Here is a 14127-nt window from a genome sequence, read left to right on the forward strand (position 1 = left end):
TCATGCCGGTGCCTGTTTTGGAGCCAATTTCCCGGAAAAGGGCCAGAAACGGGTTGGGGCCGCCACCTCAAGAGGCCGCCTGCGGGTAATACAGCGCCGAAAACGGATTGTAGCAGGGCAGCTTGTAGGGCATGTTGCGGTTGATGTATTTGATGGTGCGGCGCTCATCCATCTTGTTCAGGAAAAAGTCGGTGGAGATGAGATAGCTCTGCACCAGCTTGGGAATGGTGAGCGACTTGGTCACGTTCCCGCCCAGGTAATAGCACGAGATAAGGCTGAACTGGGCCTTCAGGCTGGAGTTGATGTAATGCCCCCTCAGGTAATCGTCCACAAACTGCTCCACTCCGGCCCGGTCCAGGGTCAGGTAGTTCAGCTCGTTGATGATCACCCCAACCGCGGCATCTTTCAGGGAGGTGGTCATATAACCAAGACTGGGGAGCGCAATGGTTGCGGCTCCGGCCAGACTGGTCACCCTTAAAAAATTTCTTCTGTTCATACCGTTCTATCTGGTGGATATTGGTCTAAGTTCTTAAGGTCTCTCTTTCACTAAACAAGGCTGCTGGCTTTGCCAAACGCCTGATCAGCGGCGTGGAGCGACAAGGCCGACAAGGTAAGGGTAGGGTTGGCAGGCGAGAAGGTGGTAAAGCTGCCGCTGCCCAGCACAAACAGGTTGCGGTACTGGTGGTGGAGCAGGTGCTTGTCTACCACGCCTTCGGCCGCGCTGGCGCTCATGCGGGTGGTGCCCAGGATGTGCGCCTCAGACTCAATGAGCGAAGAATACTCAATCTTCTCCACGGGCAGGCAGGAGAGCAGGCCCGGCAACTTTTCCTTCATGTGCTCAATGCCCCGGAGCGCGTAGTCAGACGGGCCCGCGAAGTGCACGGCCGGCCGCATGCGGTCCGGTGAGGTGGCCACGTAGTTCCGGTTTTCGGGCAGTTCTTCAAAAATCATCCTGAAATTGATCAGATGGCGCCATTTGCCGCGCTCCATCCGGATGTAAGGCGCGTTGTTTGATTCCATGAGGCAGGCGGCCGCGTCTTTGCGGTGGGCCCCGTCATAGAGCATGTAGCCGTTGGCGTTCACCCAGGTGCTGCCGCCCACGTTCTCCAGGTTGTCCAGGTACACCGAGGCCTCCAGGGCCAGTTGCTCGCCCAGGCCTTTGCCGGTGAAAGGGTTGGTGTCGCCGGAGTTGAGCAGGATGTTGGCGTTGAACATGGCGTTGGTGCCCAGGGCAATGGCCTCGCCGGCCACATGGTACTCTTTCCCGTCTTTTACATAGTTGACCTTGCGCGCCACGTTCTGCTCCAGGTCCAGGCTGTACACCTGGGCGCCGTAGAGCAATTCCACCCGTGGGTCTTCATACACGCCCATGTTGGAGTTCTCAATGGTGAACTTGGCGTTGACCGGGCACACGTGGCATACCGCGCTGGCGCAACAGGCTCCGCGCCCGTTCACCGCCACCCGGGCCCGGGCCGTGGGTTGGTTGATGTACAGGCTGCCGTACTCCTTGTGCAGGATTCGGTCTACGGTGGTAAACACGTGCGGCGGAAGCGGATAAGGCGTTTTTTTAGGAAACGGCGTAATCTCTGGCCCCGAAATGGACATCAGTTCCTCTACCTGGGTGTAGTAAGGGTCCAGGTCATCGTACTGCAGGGGCCAGTCGTTCGCCACGCCGTAGAGGGTCTTCATCCTGAAGTCTGAGGGCATGAACCGCGGCGTGCAGCCGTACCAGCAGTTGGAGCCTCCGCCAAAACCCTGGGTGAACATCCACCTTTTCTTAGGGTTGTGGTTGTCATATGTTTCCTGGGCTTCGGGGTTCAGTTTGGCGTAAGGCGTCTTCTCGCCCTTTCTTTCCTTTACCCGTTCCGCGTGCGGGTAAAAGTGGCCTTTCTCCAGCACTAGCACCCTGGCGCTGGCTGGGGCCTTGCTCAGGTACTTGTGCAGGAAAAACGTGGAGGCAAACCCAGTGCCTATTACCACCAGGTCATATGACGCTTGTTTCATGTTTGAAGGAACGTTTAGTATGCGGTTGGTTGCGGGTGCTCAGTATTGTAGAAGGCGCTTAGAAGGACTGTTTCAAGAACCAGTTCAGGGCCGGGATGTCAACGTACACCAGGGCCATCAGCAGGAAGGTGAACAGCACCACGTACAGCATAAAGGCTTTCTCCTTGTGCAGTTTCTCGGGGCCCTGTACCACTGAGTCTTTGCGCAAGCCAATCTGCAGGTACCAGGCAAACAGCAAGGCAAAGAAAGGGAAGCTGATCAGCAGCTCTATCTTGTTCTTGATCAGGAAAATACCCAGGAAAAACGCCGAGGTAAGGGCGTAGAAGAACATGGAGATCAGCAGGCTGTTTTCAGTGTATTTCTGGAAAGACTTGCGGTAAAGGCCGGCCAGCTCGGGGTTGTTGATGTAACGGTACTCGGCAAAGCGTTTGGTGGCCATCAGAAAGGCACCGCCCATCCAGTACGCCAGAATAATGCTGCTGGGCGGAATGAAGGCCCAGGCCGGGTTCAGCAGATTGTCGGGCAGGAGGGCCGCCGGCACAAAGATAAACCAGCCCAGCGCCAGCCTGATGGGGTTGTTCACCGACTCAGACAGCACATCAAGGTACACCCGCTCCTTGGTGCGGAAGGGGCGCACGTTGTACATGATGCCCATGAACAGCAGGAAGGCCTCCAGTGCCAGGAAAGGAAGCGAGATGTAATAGGCCAGGGCCAGGCCTATGGCCGCCAGCGTCGCGTACTCCAGGTACACAAACCTGGCGCTCAGCACCGTTACTACCGCAGACCGCTTCTTTTTCTCGGGGTGGAACCGGTCAAACTCGGCATCCAGGTACTCGTTGATGGTGTAGTTGGCGGAGGCAATCAGGCAGGTGCTCACCACACCCACCACTATCCTGAGCAGCAGGTTTAAGTCCAGGGTGGTGTCATACACCAGAAAGGCGAAGAGCATGCCCGGGAGCATAAAGATGTTTTTGAACCAATGGTCAGGGCGAGTAATGGCAACATACTCTTTGAAACCAGCCTTGCGGACGGTTGCTTCCGCACTAGGTGGTTCTGGAAAAGTAACGGTGGGGTTCATAGGCTAGTTCTTTGTTTTTGTGTTTGCTTGTTTGCAGCCTTTAAGGGCTGTAGAATAGGTTAGTTTTATAGAATAAGTAAAATAGATATTAGATACTTTCAATTATATGTTCAAAATCGTGCCAAGATTATGTAAAATATTTAAAAAATAATATAGATTGGCATTGACCTGATTAAGATGTGCTGTAGCAGCCTAATTGTTGTTAGGAAAAGTCTGCCCCACCAGAGAGTGGCCAGCTAGGTATTCCCAGTCTGGTGATTTTTCTCTCAAATTGAGAAGAGGAGGGGCCAGCCCCGATTCCCAATTTGATAGTGCCGTTCCCAATCTGGAAGAACCACACCCGGCAAGGTGTCGGACATGGGCTAACAGACCCCTCAGGCGCCTTTGCCTGCTGGGCTTAAGAGGAGCTGGTCTTGAAGTTTCCCTCTATGTTTCCAAGGTTAGCGGGCGGCAAAAGGAGTAGCCCAGGCTTACGTTTGAGAAAGGATAAAAGAACGCAGCCTATACGGCGTCAGGCTGAAGCCGGAGGGTGGGTTGCCTTGTTGCCTGCCGGTGCCGGTTGAGGGTTTTCTCCAGGTTGGAGTAGAAATCAAACTGCTTGAATGGCTTTTTCTCCACAATCAGGTAGGGCATGTTGGCCTGCATAGCGCAGGCGGCGTCTAGTTCCACCCGGTCACCAATGAAAAGGCATTCGGCAGGCGCCACGCCCAGCTTTTCTGCAATGTAGAGCAGCCCTTTGGGATTGGGCTTCAGGCAATCCACTTCCTTGTCGGTGGAGCAGACCACAATATCTGCGCTCAACTCCATCGCTTTCAGTTTATCGGCTGCCTTGTAGTCAGAGTAAATTCCTGTTTTCAGCCCGTTTTGGCCAAGGGCCGTGAAAAACAGTTTGGTGCCCGGGTACATGCAGGCTTTAAGGTATTGGTTTGGGAAACGGAACATCCAATGCTCAATGACCTGCCTGATTCTGGGAATGGAAAAACTGCCTTTTTCGGCGCACCATTCGTACTGCGCGGCTTCAATGTTCCCCAAGGAAAAGCCGGCTTTCTTTTCGCGCTCCACCCTGAAATGGTACAGGATTGCCAGGTCTTTGATACGCCAGGGCCGCACGGCATAATAGCGCACTAACGCCAACAACATCTTTTTTCTTAGTCTTGACTGGGTATAGAGGGTGCCGTCTACATCAAAAATTACGGCCTTTATCTTTTCCCAATTAGGAGAGGGTTCCTGGTGCATTTGGGTATAGCTATGTAGATACAATATTTAGTAAACAGGATTTAGTATGGCAAAAATTAGGCTAGTTTTTCAGCCTGCCAATAGCCTTAAATAAAGTAATCCTCTAAAGCTTACAAGTAGCCGAGGAGAGTGGTTGGGTAAATCATTGTAAGCGAACTGATTAACAATTAATCACCGATTCTAAGACTCATGGCAAACTCATACTTGAGTGTTAGGTTTTGATTTAGCTATAAATAATTGTAATAAAAATAATATTTATTTTACTTATTTGGTACCATTGTTGAAGCCATACGGGTGTTAGTTGGAACTGTTTTTTCCACTTACCCAAAACCACAGACAGCAATTTCTGGTTTCTAGGCCCTCAGCAGTTAGGATCAAGTACCTGGCCTAGTTTGCTCCTGCCTGAATAATTGACTGTTATCCAGGCTTATTCTATATACCATTAAACTTTAGCCATTGGAATACGTGACCCGTTTCTTCTGGTGACAAATACGCTTTTAAGGGAACATCTTCTACAAACAAACAGCAAAGCCGCTTCTGCGTATGTCTCTATCCTACAAAACGGTTGCCTCGCCTACTGCCAGAGCAGCCGTACAAGCGCCTCTTGTCACTCATCCCGACCAGGCCCGCTCACGGCAGCTCATTCCCCTGCTCACCTTCCTGGTGCTCCTGGTTGGTACCTTCCTCCGGCTTTACCACTTTGTGGACAACCGGTCGCTTTGGCGCGATGAGCTGTACCTGGCCGTCAGCCTGGTGAAGATGGGATTCTGGGAGCTGGCCTCCCAGCCGCTGGCCTATGAGCAGAAGGCACCCCTGGGTTTTCTATGGGCCGTAAGACTGTCGGTGGAGGTGTTTGGCAAAGGAGAAATGGCCCTTCGGCTGTTTCCCTTGCTGTGCGGCTTGACGGCACCCGTTGTGTTTGCGCCGGTGGCGCGTCATTTCCTTAAACCCTGGGCTGCCCTGTTGGCCGTGACCATGCTCGCTTTGGCTTCGCCGATCATCTACCATTCTGTGGAGGCCAAGCAATACAGTACAGAGCTGCTGGCCGCCATCATTGCCCTGTACCTGTACGTGCGGTGGCACCGGGGAGAAGGTTCTCTGCTGGGTTGGGGCCTGGCCGGGGCGGTGCTGGTTTGGTTCTCCTACTCCGCGATCTTTGTCCTGGCGGGTATAGCCGGAGCCGTTGGGCTTCAGGCCCTGCGGGAGGAAGGCTGGAAGGCAGCGCTCCGGTTCGTGCTGCCTTTCGGGCTTTGGCTGTGCAGCTTCGCTACGGTGTACCTGCTGTTCCTGGGCCGCTACCAGGATTCTGAGTGGCTCACCGTGTTCTTTGAGAAGTATTGCCGGGCCTACTTACCCGTTGCTTCAATCGCCTCCCTGCCCAAATGGTTTTTCCTGAAGGCGAATGAGTTGGTGAAGAACCCGTTGGGGCAAACGTTTAAGTTCGCCGTAGCCTCCCCGGCCATTTTTGTGGTGCTGCGCTTTCTCCCTTTGCTGCTCCTGGCCCTGGGGGTGGCCCTGTTGCCCAAAAAGAACTTCCGGAAGTTTGCGGTGTTAGCCTTCCCGCTTGGGCTGGCCTTGTTGGCCTCGGGCCTGAAGTTCTATCCCTTTTATGAGCGTCTGGTCCTGTTTCTGGCCCCTGTGCTCATCTTGTTTATGGTGTATGGTGCCCAAACCGTGGTTTCCTGGTGCGCAGAGCGGCAGGCGGTGAAGTACCTGCTGGTGGCGGCGCTGGTGGCCCCGCTAGTGTACAACGCCCTGCGGGAAGTTTCCCAGCCAGACCATTTCCTCAACAAGGAAAAGAGCCGGGAAGCCCTGCTGTTCATCAATGACCGCTACCAACCCAACGATGCGGTGTACGTCTACTGGAACATGTGGCACGCGTACCTCTACTACAAAGAGGCGTACAACCTCAAGTTCACAGCCATTGAAGGCAAAGACCTGAAAATCACCTCGGCTACTCAGGCCGAGTATCTGCAGAAACTAGCCCCGTCCATTGCACAGGCCAAGGGACATGACCGGCTGTGGTTCCTCTATGACTCTTACCTCCGGATAAACATTGGCGGGTACGTGGAGCAGCCTGCCTGGTATTACCACCCCACGTATCAGGTGGGCCAAAACGTAGAACAAGTCATTTCTGGCATGGGCCAACGGATGCCTGAGGCCTTCCGGGAGAAAGATGCGGCGGTGTCCCTCTTCAAGCTTGCGCCCTAAGGTGGAGCAGAATGACCTTTTGTGGATGCAGAATAATCTTTTAAATAGTCGGGCGCTAGCGGGGCCTGGAGTGTGATCAGGAATAGGTTGAATGTGACCCTGACGTTTTTGCCTCGGGTTACTGGTCTGGGAAACAGTCTGGGTGGCGGAGCGATTGGATTTGGGGCAGAATTCTGTAAAACAGGCCGGAAACGTACTATTTAGATGCGCCCTGGTGAGCAAAAGCGTTCTGGTTTTTCAAGGGCACCAGCAAGTCCTACACAGAAATGCCCTTAGTTTTTGGTCAGTTTCCATTGAAATTGGCCAAAAACTAAGGGCATGCTTATTGGTAGCATGAAGGAGTACTTGCTGCAATAAGATCTTGAGTGCCTTCTTTCCCAGGCTCCTTAATCACAAATTTCAGCTGGAAACCATTTAGGCGCCTGCCTGTAAAGGGGAGGGGCTGAGGGCTGCGTGAATGGGCGAGGGGTTACGCCCGGTTGGTCACAATCTTGAGGTAGATCTTGATGATTTTCAGGTACAGCCTGAAGCCGCCATGGTGCATGACCAGGGTGTGTTTGATGTGCTCCTGTACGTTGCGGCGGTTGTGGGTGGCGTGCCAGATGCGGTTGGCTACGCTTACCCCGTAGTGGGCGTAGGCATGGCGCGATCTTTCCAGCACGGCCTTCCGCTGGTTCTCGGGGAGGTGGTCCTGAATCAGGTTCATGGCGTGGGCAATGTCCATCAGGTATTGGCCGTTCAGGAATTTCTGGCCCGAGATGGAACTGAGGTGCTTGCGGTAGTCTGCCAGCACCTGCGGGGTGTACGCCACGGGATAGTGCTTGGCAATGCGCACCCACATCTCCCAGTCTTCGCCGTAGGTGAGCCCGAAAAAGCTGCCCAGGTGCTCGTACACCTCCCGCCGCACTACAATAGAGGCGTACTGGATGCGCTGGCGTTCGGCAATGCGCAGGAGCCAGTTGTCCAAAATGCCGTCTTCCTGTTTTTCGGCAGGCTGCACGTAATCTACCTCCCCGTTTTCATCCATGTAACTGAACCGGCAGAAGGCGGCCCCGGCCTGCGGGAACCGCGTGAACAGTTCTCCCATCTTCTGGTAGAAACCCTTCCTGAGGCGGTCGTCCCCGTGCAGCAAGTGCACCAGCTGGCCTTTGGCCCTGTTGAGGCAGGTTTCAAAGTTGCGCAGGCTCCCCACGTTCTGCGGTTGGCGGTAGTACTGCACCCTGCCCTTGCCCACCCTTTTTACAATGGCTTCCACGTCCTCGTCGGTGCTGAAATCATCTACCACCTCAATTTGCATTTCCTCCTCGGGCAGTACCTGTTGCAGCACGCTCTCCAGGGTTTCGGGCAAAAATTTAGAGCAGTTGTAAACCGGGATCATGACCGACCAAAGCGGCCTCTTTCCTTTGACAGAAACAGGTGAAATTGCAGGCGGAGATGTTGGTATTCTTGTGAGCACAATTACTAATTAAATAAACTGCCTTAGGATGGGGGATACCGTGAAGCAATGTTGGTATTACACGTTGAATATAATAGAATTATCTAAGTTTTACTCTATGTAATTACATTAAATAGGTAACAGTTTGTAATAAAATTGTTTCGGGTAGGTATAGGTTAACGTTGCTTTTTGGCGAAAACGGCGGTTAATCTAAGCAAAGAATTGACCGCCAGGGAAGAGGGATACTGTTTTAGCCGTAAGAAGGGCTTTTCTACCAGATGCCAACTGGCATAGGCTGCCATAAACGTGAACACCATGGAAAATGCAAACAGCAGACCCGGGCTCAGGCGCTCGCCCCCAACCGCCATAACCAGCTGTTGTAAGGGCCAGGCGTACAGGTAGAGCCCGTAAGAGAAGTCTCCCTTTCTGGTAAAGTGTGGAAACCTGATGCCCGGGAAATACGCAAGGTAAAACAGCAGGTACGACCCGGCTAGCGGGGCAACCAGATTGAAAGCAGGCAGCATAACGCAGGACAGAACAAGTGCCGCCGCAGAAAACAGGAGCAACCCAGTGTTTCTTGGCAGTTGGGTCCGGTACACATAAAAGCAAGCCCCAGCCAGGAAATAGGTGAAGAACTTGGGTAAGTACAGCGGGTGACTGAGCACTTTCCCCTGATACCCTTCCCAAAGAAGTATTTGGGCAAAGTCCTGCAACGCAAGGAGGGTATAGGCCAGCACGAACAAGACCAGCAGTAACCACCTCCTCTTAAACAGGCCCAGGGCCGCCAGAACCGGTACCAGCAAATAGCAGACAAATTCGTATTGAATGGTCCAGAGAGATTCATTGGCCATGTTGGGCAAGGGGTTGCCCTGAAAGGCCCAGGGCGCCTGCTGCGTCTGCAAGGTCAAGAGGTTCAGGACAAATAGTTTTTCCCTGAAATTTTGAAAATACGCCCCGAAATTGCCTTGCGGATGGGCGCTGTCAATGGTTCCCAGGGGTGCCAGAAGCAGCATGCTTAGGGTGAAAGCCACCAGAAAACCCGGATAGATTCTTAGGACTCTCTTTTGCAGATAATCTATAAGAGAGGCGCTGAATTGAAAGCTACGCACTATCAGAAACCCACTGATAACAAAGAAGCCGTCAACGGCCACACTGCCAAGATCTACCTGGTTGTTTGAGAAACGCATAAAGGGCTCAGTGTCTACTGCTTTGCCGTAGTAAATAACGTAGCAGTGGCTGTAGATAACGGCTACTGCCAGCAGAAATCTCAGCACATCAAAGTTGTTGGCTTTTATATCAGGCGCTATTAACAAAGGGTGTTTCAAGGTAGACGGTTTGAGGTTGCTTAATGGGGCAGAAAGCTGGTGCTATCAGCAGTAACGGGTGCTTAGAAGAAGCAGGGCGCGGCTTCTAGGGCAGGGTGTCAGAGATAGTTTGGCAGCATTTCTGAATAAAAGCTTGTAAATAATTGGTTTAAGACTAAGAATGTAACAATGCAGGTCTCAAAAGAGCGCCTTTATCTTGCCAGACACCATGGTGAGGAGCAAGAGCGCCAGCAGCGGGAACTTGCGGTCCCTGATCAGTAGTTCCACGGCTTTCCGTTTGGGCAAATGGTAGAAGAAGTACAGCAGAATGTATTTGCGCTTGTAGAACGCCGCTTCCCTGATGGCACGCTCGTTCCTGTTCACGTTCTCCCTGGCCAGAATGCCCGCCGTAATCTCATCCAGGTGGTGGAGGCACTGCAGAATACTGGTGACATCTCCTTCCGCCAACAGGGGTTGAAAGTTGTGCTGTAAACAATCCAGGTGCGAGGCGGGGAGCGAAAACTCGGCCCCGGCGTAGTAGCGGAAGTTGCGGAGCAGTTGCTCGTGCTGGGCAAGGGCGTATTCCTGCTTCCGCAACACCTGGTGCAGGCTTTGACTGGTTACCCGGTACTGAAGCAGCACTTCGGGCAGGTTGTAGAAGGGGAACCGGCGGGTGAGTTGCCAGAACAGCTCATGGTCTTCGGCGTAGGGTACGGTGTACATGCCCACCGCTTCCACGGCTTGCTTCCGGTACACGACCGTGGGGTGATAGATCCAGCAGATGAACGTGAGGTTGTAATAGAAGTACTCGCTGATGAAGTGATCGGTGCGGAGCACCTCGCCCTCCTCAGACACCACCTCTACCAACGAGGAAACCATGGCGCATTGGGGGTGGCCCTGCAGGTAGGCCACCTGCTTCTGCAGGCGGTCAGGATGGCTGATGTCATCGGCGTCCATGCGCGCGATGAGCGGGGAGGCGGCCAGCTCAATTCCCTTGTTCAACGTACCCGAGATGCCCAGGTTGCTGGGGTTCTGGATAAACCTGATCCGCGGGTCCTCATAGGAGTTGACAAGGGCTGCACTGTTATCTGTGGAGGCGTCATCAATGATGAGGAACTCAAAGTCCGTGAACGTCTGCTGCAGGATGCTGTCAATGGCTTCCCGCAGAAACTTCTCGGCATTGTACACCGGCATCAGGACCGTTAGTGCTGGCATGGTTGCGCTGGTTTGGTTATACTCTTTGCTTGACCAGGCGTAGAACTGTGCCGGGCAGTTTATCTGTGATCAAATGCAGCAGGGGGTGCTTGTAGGGGTATAGGGCCTTGGCTAGCAGACCCTGAACCGCTTTGTCTTTATGGCCTGTTTTCCGCAAATAAGCGCCAAACCAGGTTAAAAAGTACTGGCGCACAGTGTGGTACTTTCCATCGGCATGTACGCTGTCCACAATAGACCCGGACCGTTGGCGGTACAGGTTGTGGCAGGCTGATGAGACGTACACCGTTTCTGTGAGATAGATTTTATTGAGGAAGGCCTGGTCCTCATAAAGCCCGTATTCTTTCCTGAACGACTCCTCAAATCCGCCCACCCGGTCAAAAGCGGCTTTGTCAATGAAAAGGCCAGACGGGCAGGGAGCGGCACCGCGCCCCAGCGGGTACAGGTACTGGAAGAGTTGGCAGCCGGGATAGGCCCGGTCTGGCGGGGCGCCAACGGGTATGGTCACGTTGGATTTGGAGGCATCTGCCCAGTTATACCAGTACACAGAGCCTTCGGCGATCATGGCTACCTCGGGGTGCTGCTGGACAATGCCCACCTGGTAAGAGAGTTTGCCCGGCAGCCAGACATCATCGGCGTCCAGCAGGGCAATGTACTTGCCCCTGGCTTGCCTGATCGCGTAGTTTCTGCTGGCGCTTAATCCTTTGTTGGCATGGTGCTCATGCGCATGATAAAAGATCTGCCCAGGAAAGCGCGCGGCATACTCCTGGGCAATCTGGGTGCTCTGGTCCTGCGAGCCATCGTCTATGAGCCGGAGCTCCCAGTGGGGGTAATCCTGTTTTAGAACACTTTCCACCGCATCGCGCAGAAAACGCTCCTCGTTCAGGAACGGGATGATCACGGAAACCAGTGGTTGGCTTTTGCTGAAATGGTGCATATACCTCCTGTTAACTCTTAACCAACGCCCAAGCCTTTTTTATTTCGCGGGCAAACACCGCAGGGGACCAGTCTGGTACCTGGAGCCTGCCCATTCTGTACGGGTGCGCCCCTTTGGTCACCACCTGCTCTTCGGTGGTAAAAGCCGCCCTGAAGTTCAGTTTTTCTGCCACCTGCAGCGTCTCTGCGTTGTAGTTGCCGTAAGGGTAGGCCAGCAGGTCTACGGGTTGGCCCGTCAGGACCTGCAGTTGGTGCCGGTTCTGGGCTATTTCCTGCTCCTGGAACGCTTGGGCGTGACACGCCAGGGCGGCATGGTGGACCGTGTGGGCGCCAATGGTAAACAGCCGGTGGGCGGCCAGCTCCTTCAGTTGGGGAACCGACATGCTCACAAAATCTGCCCGCGAGACTGGCGCAGACACCCCGGCCCATTCCCTGATCTTCTGCAGGTGTCTTTCCTGCTCGGTAACGGGCAAGGGTTTGAGGGCTTGCCAGACCTGGAAGAACAGCCGGGCCCGTTGGCTGGGCGGCGGGGCAAGGCAGGCGTTCCAGGTGGTGTGTTGCTGCCGGAGCGCCTCCGTTAAGTGGGTTTCCCCGGGCAGAGCCGCGCTGATTGTTTCACCCGCTATGGCCTGGGTAAACTGGGCCGGCAAGGTTTGGGCAAACAGGAGCAGGTACTCCAGTTCATCCCACCAGAATTCTTTGGCACTCCCCAAATTGCCCGTGGAAACAAAGAACGTAGCCGGTATGCCATACTGCTCCAGGAGCGGTTTGGCGGTCAGGAAGTTGTCCAGGTAGCCGTCGTCAAAGGTGAGGGCAATGCTGTTCTTCTTCAGCGTTCCGCGTTGCACGTTCTCCACCAGCTCCTGTAGCGGCACCATACAGCCCAGGCTCTGCAACACCTGTAAGTGACCCTCAAAGTGGGCTGGGCTTACGGCAATGTCCCAGATGTCTGCCTCCGGGGCCGCGATGCGGTGGTACATGAGCACCAGTGCCTTGCTTTCAAAGTACCGTTTATAGAGGCGTTTTAGCGCTGTTTTCACGAAATCAGGCTTTAATCGCTTTTACGGTGTTAATGACCTGGAACTGCGGGTCATACTGGTCCAGCACTTTCCGGGAGATTTCTGAGCGCCCCATGCCGTAGAGAAAAGCCGAAGCGGCCAGTACGTTCCCGAACGAGCCCACCTCCACCTTGCCGTTGGGGAAAGACTCCGCCATCATCCTCCGCAATGCCTTGTCGGTAAAAGACCAGTACCAGGTAGAACCCCACTCGTCTTTGTCAATGGAGGTGACGTAAGGCACCGTCAGGAGCAGGGCGCCCCCGGGTTTGAGGATACGGTGGCAGGTGGCCAGCGCCCCCTTGAAATCATAGATCAGGTGCAGGGTCTGGGTAAGCACAATACAGTCGAACGAATTGTCAGGGATGTGGGGTGCGGCACTGATATCGCCAATAAGGGTGGCCTTGGGGTTGCCCTCATGCACATGCAGCACATCGCTCCTGGTGACGCGGCTGCCCCCGTACTGCAGGGTGTACTCGTTGTCCCCAATCTCCAGGACCCTGCCCTTTATACAGGAGGCTTCCTTCTGGAGAAAGTTCTCAATGTAATACCGGTCTACCGGGCCGCCCCGGTCATAGCCAAACTCCCTGCTGAAGGGAGTGGTGCGGCCAAAGTCGCCGAAAACGATGCTGCCCACCGCCGGAAGATGGCTTTTGTACAGCCCGGCTTTGTGTAACAGTCTCAGCCCGAAGGCCGGAGTTGCTTTTTTTATGAAGGTCTTGATCATGGCGGCTTTCCTAAGCGAGAATTTGATGAATAATAAGGGCTGGTGCTTGATGAAGGTGAGGACCTCGGCCGAAGAGAAAGAGTTTTCCCGGGCCGCCTTGTGGTACAGCAGGCGGCAGTAATATTCTTTCCAGATACTTTTTCCCTTGGCAAAAGCCGCCCGCTCCACCGGGGTGGCCAGCTGGTTGTGCTGCCGTTCCAGCACCTGTAAGACGGAGGCCAGCATGTTGGGGATGTTGCCCGACATGTTGGTGTCATGCAACCGGTAGGCCGCCACTTTGCTGGTATGGTGGGCCACCGGGTACCGGCGCGTGATTTTGAGGTACAAGTCGTAGTCTTCGCAGCTGCGCAGGGAGTTGTCATACAGGAACTCGTCAAATACCCACCGGCGGTACATGACCGTGGCGTGCATGCCTATGTAGTTGCCCTGCAGGAGCTGGCGGTAGTGGTGGGAGGGTACTTCCCAGACTTCGTCCTTGCGCAGGCCCTCCTTCTCAAACACCTTGATATGCGCCCCAGACACGAAGGCCAGCTTGGGGTCTTGCTGCAGGTACTCCAGGTTTGTGGAGATAGCGCCGGGCAGCAACCAGTCATCTGCGTCCAGAAAGACAAGGAACGCCCCCTTGGCGTGTTTAATGCCGGTGTTTCTGGCGGCAGACAACCCCTGGTTTACCTGGTAGACGTATTTAACGCCTGGCGTGCTTTCAACTACCTGCCGGGTATTGTCCGCAGAGCCGTCATCCACCACAATGATTTCAACGGCGGGGTGGTCCTGCTGCCATACGCTCTGGAACGCTTCCGGCAGGTACTTCGCGTGGTTGTAACACGGAATCACCACCGATACTAAAGGCATCGTTAGCTGGTGCTCCTGCGCTGTCTTTTCTGTCTGGATGGAGGCCTGCTGTAGCATAGGGTAAGGGCGTTTGTTAC

General features: G+C 54.3%; 11 protein-coding genes. 1 reads left to right on the forward strand and 10 read right to left on the reverse strand.

Annotated elements, in window-relative coordinates:
* Positions 1-67: 67 nt before the first annotated feature.
* The 4 genes from JT718_RS01160 to JT718_RS01175 form a co-directional block, all read right to left on the reverse strand.
* Positions 68-496, reverse strand: a complete 429-nt coding sequence (locus JT718_RS01160; RefSeq protein ID WP_205499834.1) for a twin-arginine translocation signal domain-containing protein — start codon at positions 494-496, stop codon at positions 68-70.
* A gap of 50 nt (positions 497-546) precedes the next feature.
* Positions 547-2004, reverse strand: a complete 1458-nt coding sequence (locus JT718_RS01165; protein WP_205499835.1) for a GMC oxidoreductase — start codon at positions 2002-2004, stop codon at positions 547-549.
* A gap of 58 nt (positions 2005-2062) precedes the next feature.
* On the reverse strand, positions 2063-2965 hold the full coding sequence (locus tag JT718_RS01170; protein WP_240336853.1) for a UbiA family prenyltransferase: 903 nt from the start codon (positions 2963-2965) through the stop codon (positions 2063-2065).
* 618 nt (positions 2966-3583) lie between these two features.
* A complete protein-coding gene (locus JT718_RS01175; RefSeq protein WP_205499837.1) occupies positions 3584-4318 on the reverse strand; it encodes an HAD family hydrolase in 735 nt (244 codons plus the stop codon).
* A 543-nt stretch (positions 4319-4861) separates the two neighbouring features.
* Here JT718_RS01175 and JT718_RS01180 point away from each other — a divergent pair.
* On the forward strand, positions 4862-6529 hold the full coding sequence (locus JT718_RS01180) for a glycosyltransferase family 39 protein (RefSeq protein WP_205499838.1): 1668 nt from the start codon (positions 4862-4864) through the stop codon (positions 6527-6529).
* A gap of 469 nt (positions 6530-6998) precedes the next feature.
* Here the strand turns inward: JT718_RS01180 and JT718_RS01185 are convergent, their stop codons facing one another.
* The 6 genes from JT718_RS01185 to JT718_RS20410 all read right to left on the reverse strand — a co-directional run bounded on the left by JT718_RS01185 (position 6999) and on the right by JT718_RS20410 (position 14107).
* Positions 6999-7907: a glycosyltransferase family 2 protein gene (locus JT718_RS01185; protein ID WP_205499839.1), complete on the reverse strand. Its 909-nt coding sequence runs from the start codon at positions 7905-7907 to the stop codon at positions 6999-7001.
* Between the two features lie 233 nt (positions 7908-8140).
* On the reverse strand, positions 8141-9289 hold the full coding sequence (locus tag JT718_RS01190) for an acyltransferase family protein (protein ID WP_205499840.1): 1149 nt from the start codon (positions 9287-9289) through the stop codon (positions 8141-8143).
* A gap of 177 nt (positions 9290-9466) precedes the next feature.
* Entirely contained in the window at positions 9467-10483 is a 1017-nt protein-coding gene (locus JT718_RS01195; RefSeq protein ID WP_205499841.1) for a glycosyltransferase family 2 protein, read from the reverse strand.
* A 16-nt stretch (positions 10484-10499) separates the two neighbouring features.
* Positions 10500-11417, reverse strand: a complete 918-nt coding sequence (locus tag JT718_RS01200; protein WP_205499842.1) for a glycosyltransferase family 2 protein — start codon at positions 11415-11417, stop codon at positions 10500-10502.
* Between the two features lie 10 nt (positions 11418-11427).
* Complete coding sequence (locus tag JT718_RS01205) at positions 11428-12456, reverse strand: polysaccharide deacetylase family protein (protein ID WP_205499843.1); 1029 nt, start codon at positions 12454-12456, stop codon at positions 11428-11430.
* Between the two features lie 4 nt (positions 12457-12460).
* Positions 12461-14107, reverse strand: a complete 1647-nt coding sequence (locus JT718_RS20410; protein WP_240336854.1) for a glycosyltransferase — start codon at positions 14105-14107, stop codon at positions 12461-12463.
* Positions 14108-14127 lie beyond the last annotated feature (20 nt).

This window comes from Rufibacter psychrotolerans, assembly GCF_016924645.1.
Classification (GTDB): Bacteria; Bacteroidota; Bacteroidia; order Cytophagales; family Hymenobacteraceae; genus Nibribacter; species Nibribacter psychrotolerans.

What these genes read in the sequence shown, in the direction of transcription:
- JT718_RS01160 (WP_205499834.1), bottom strand. Translation starts at nt 496, where the DNA reads ATGAACAGAAGAAATTTTTTAAGGGTGACCAGTCTGGCCGGAGCCGCA.
- JT718_RS01165 (WP_205499835.1), bottom strand. Translation starts at nt 2,004, where the DNA reads ATGAAACAAGCGTCATATGACCTGGTGGTAATAGGCACTGGGTTTGCC.
- JT718_RS01170 (WP_240336853.1), bottom strand. Translation starts at nt 2,965, where the DNA reads ATGCTCCCGGGCATGCTCTTCGCCTTTCTGGTGTATGACACCACCCTG.
- JT718_RS01175 (WP_205499837.1), bottom strand. Translation starts at nt 4,318, where the DNA reads ATGCACCAGGAACCCTCTCCTAATTGGGAAAAGATAAAGGCCGTAATT.
- JT718_RS01180 (WP_205499838.1), top strand. Translation starts at nt 4,862, where the DNA reads ATGTCTCTATCCTACAAAACGGTTGCCTCGCCTACTGCCAGAGCAGCC.
- JT718_RS01185 (WP_205499839.1), bottom strand. Translation starts at nt 7,907, where the DNA reads ATGATCCCGGTTTACAACTGCTCTAAATTTTTGCCCGAAACCCTGGAG.
- JT718_RS01195 (WP_205499841.1), bottom strand. Translation starts at nt 10,483, where the DNA reads ATGCCAGCACTAACGGTCCTGATGCCGGTGTACAATGCCGAGAAGTTT.
- JT718_RS01200 (WP_205499842.1), bottom strand. Translation starts at nt 11,417, where the DNA reads ATGCACCATTTCAGCAAAAGCCAACCACTGGTTTCCGTGATCATCCCG.
- JT718_RS20410 (WP_240336854.1), bottom strand. Translation starts at nt 14,107, where the DNA reads ATGCTACAGCAGGCCTCCATCCAGACAGAAAAGACAGCGCAGGAGCAC.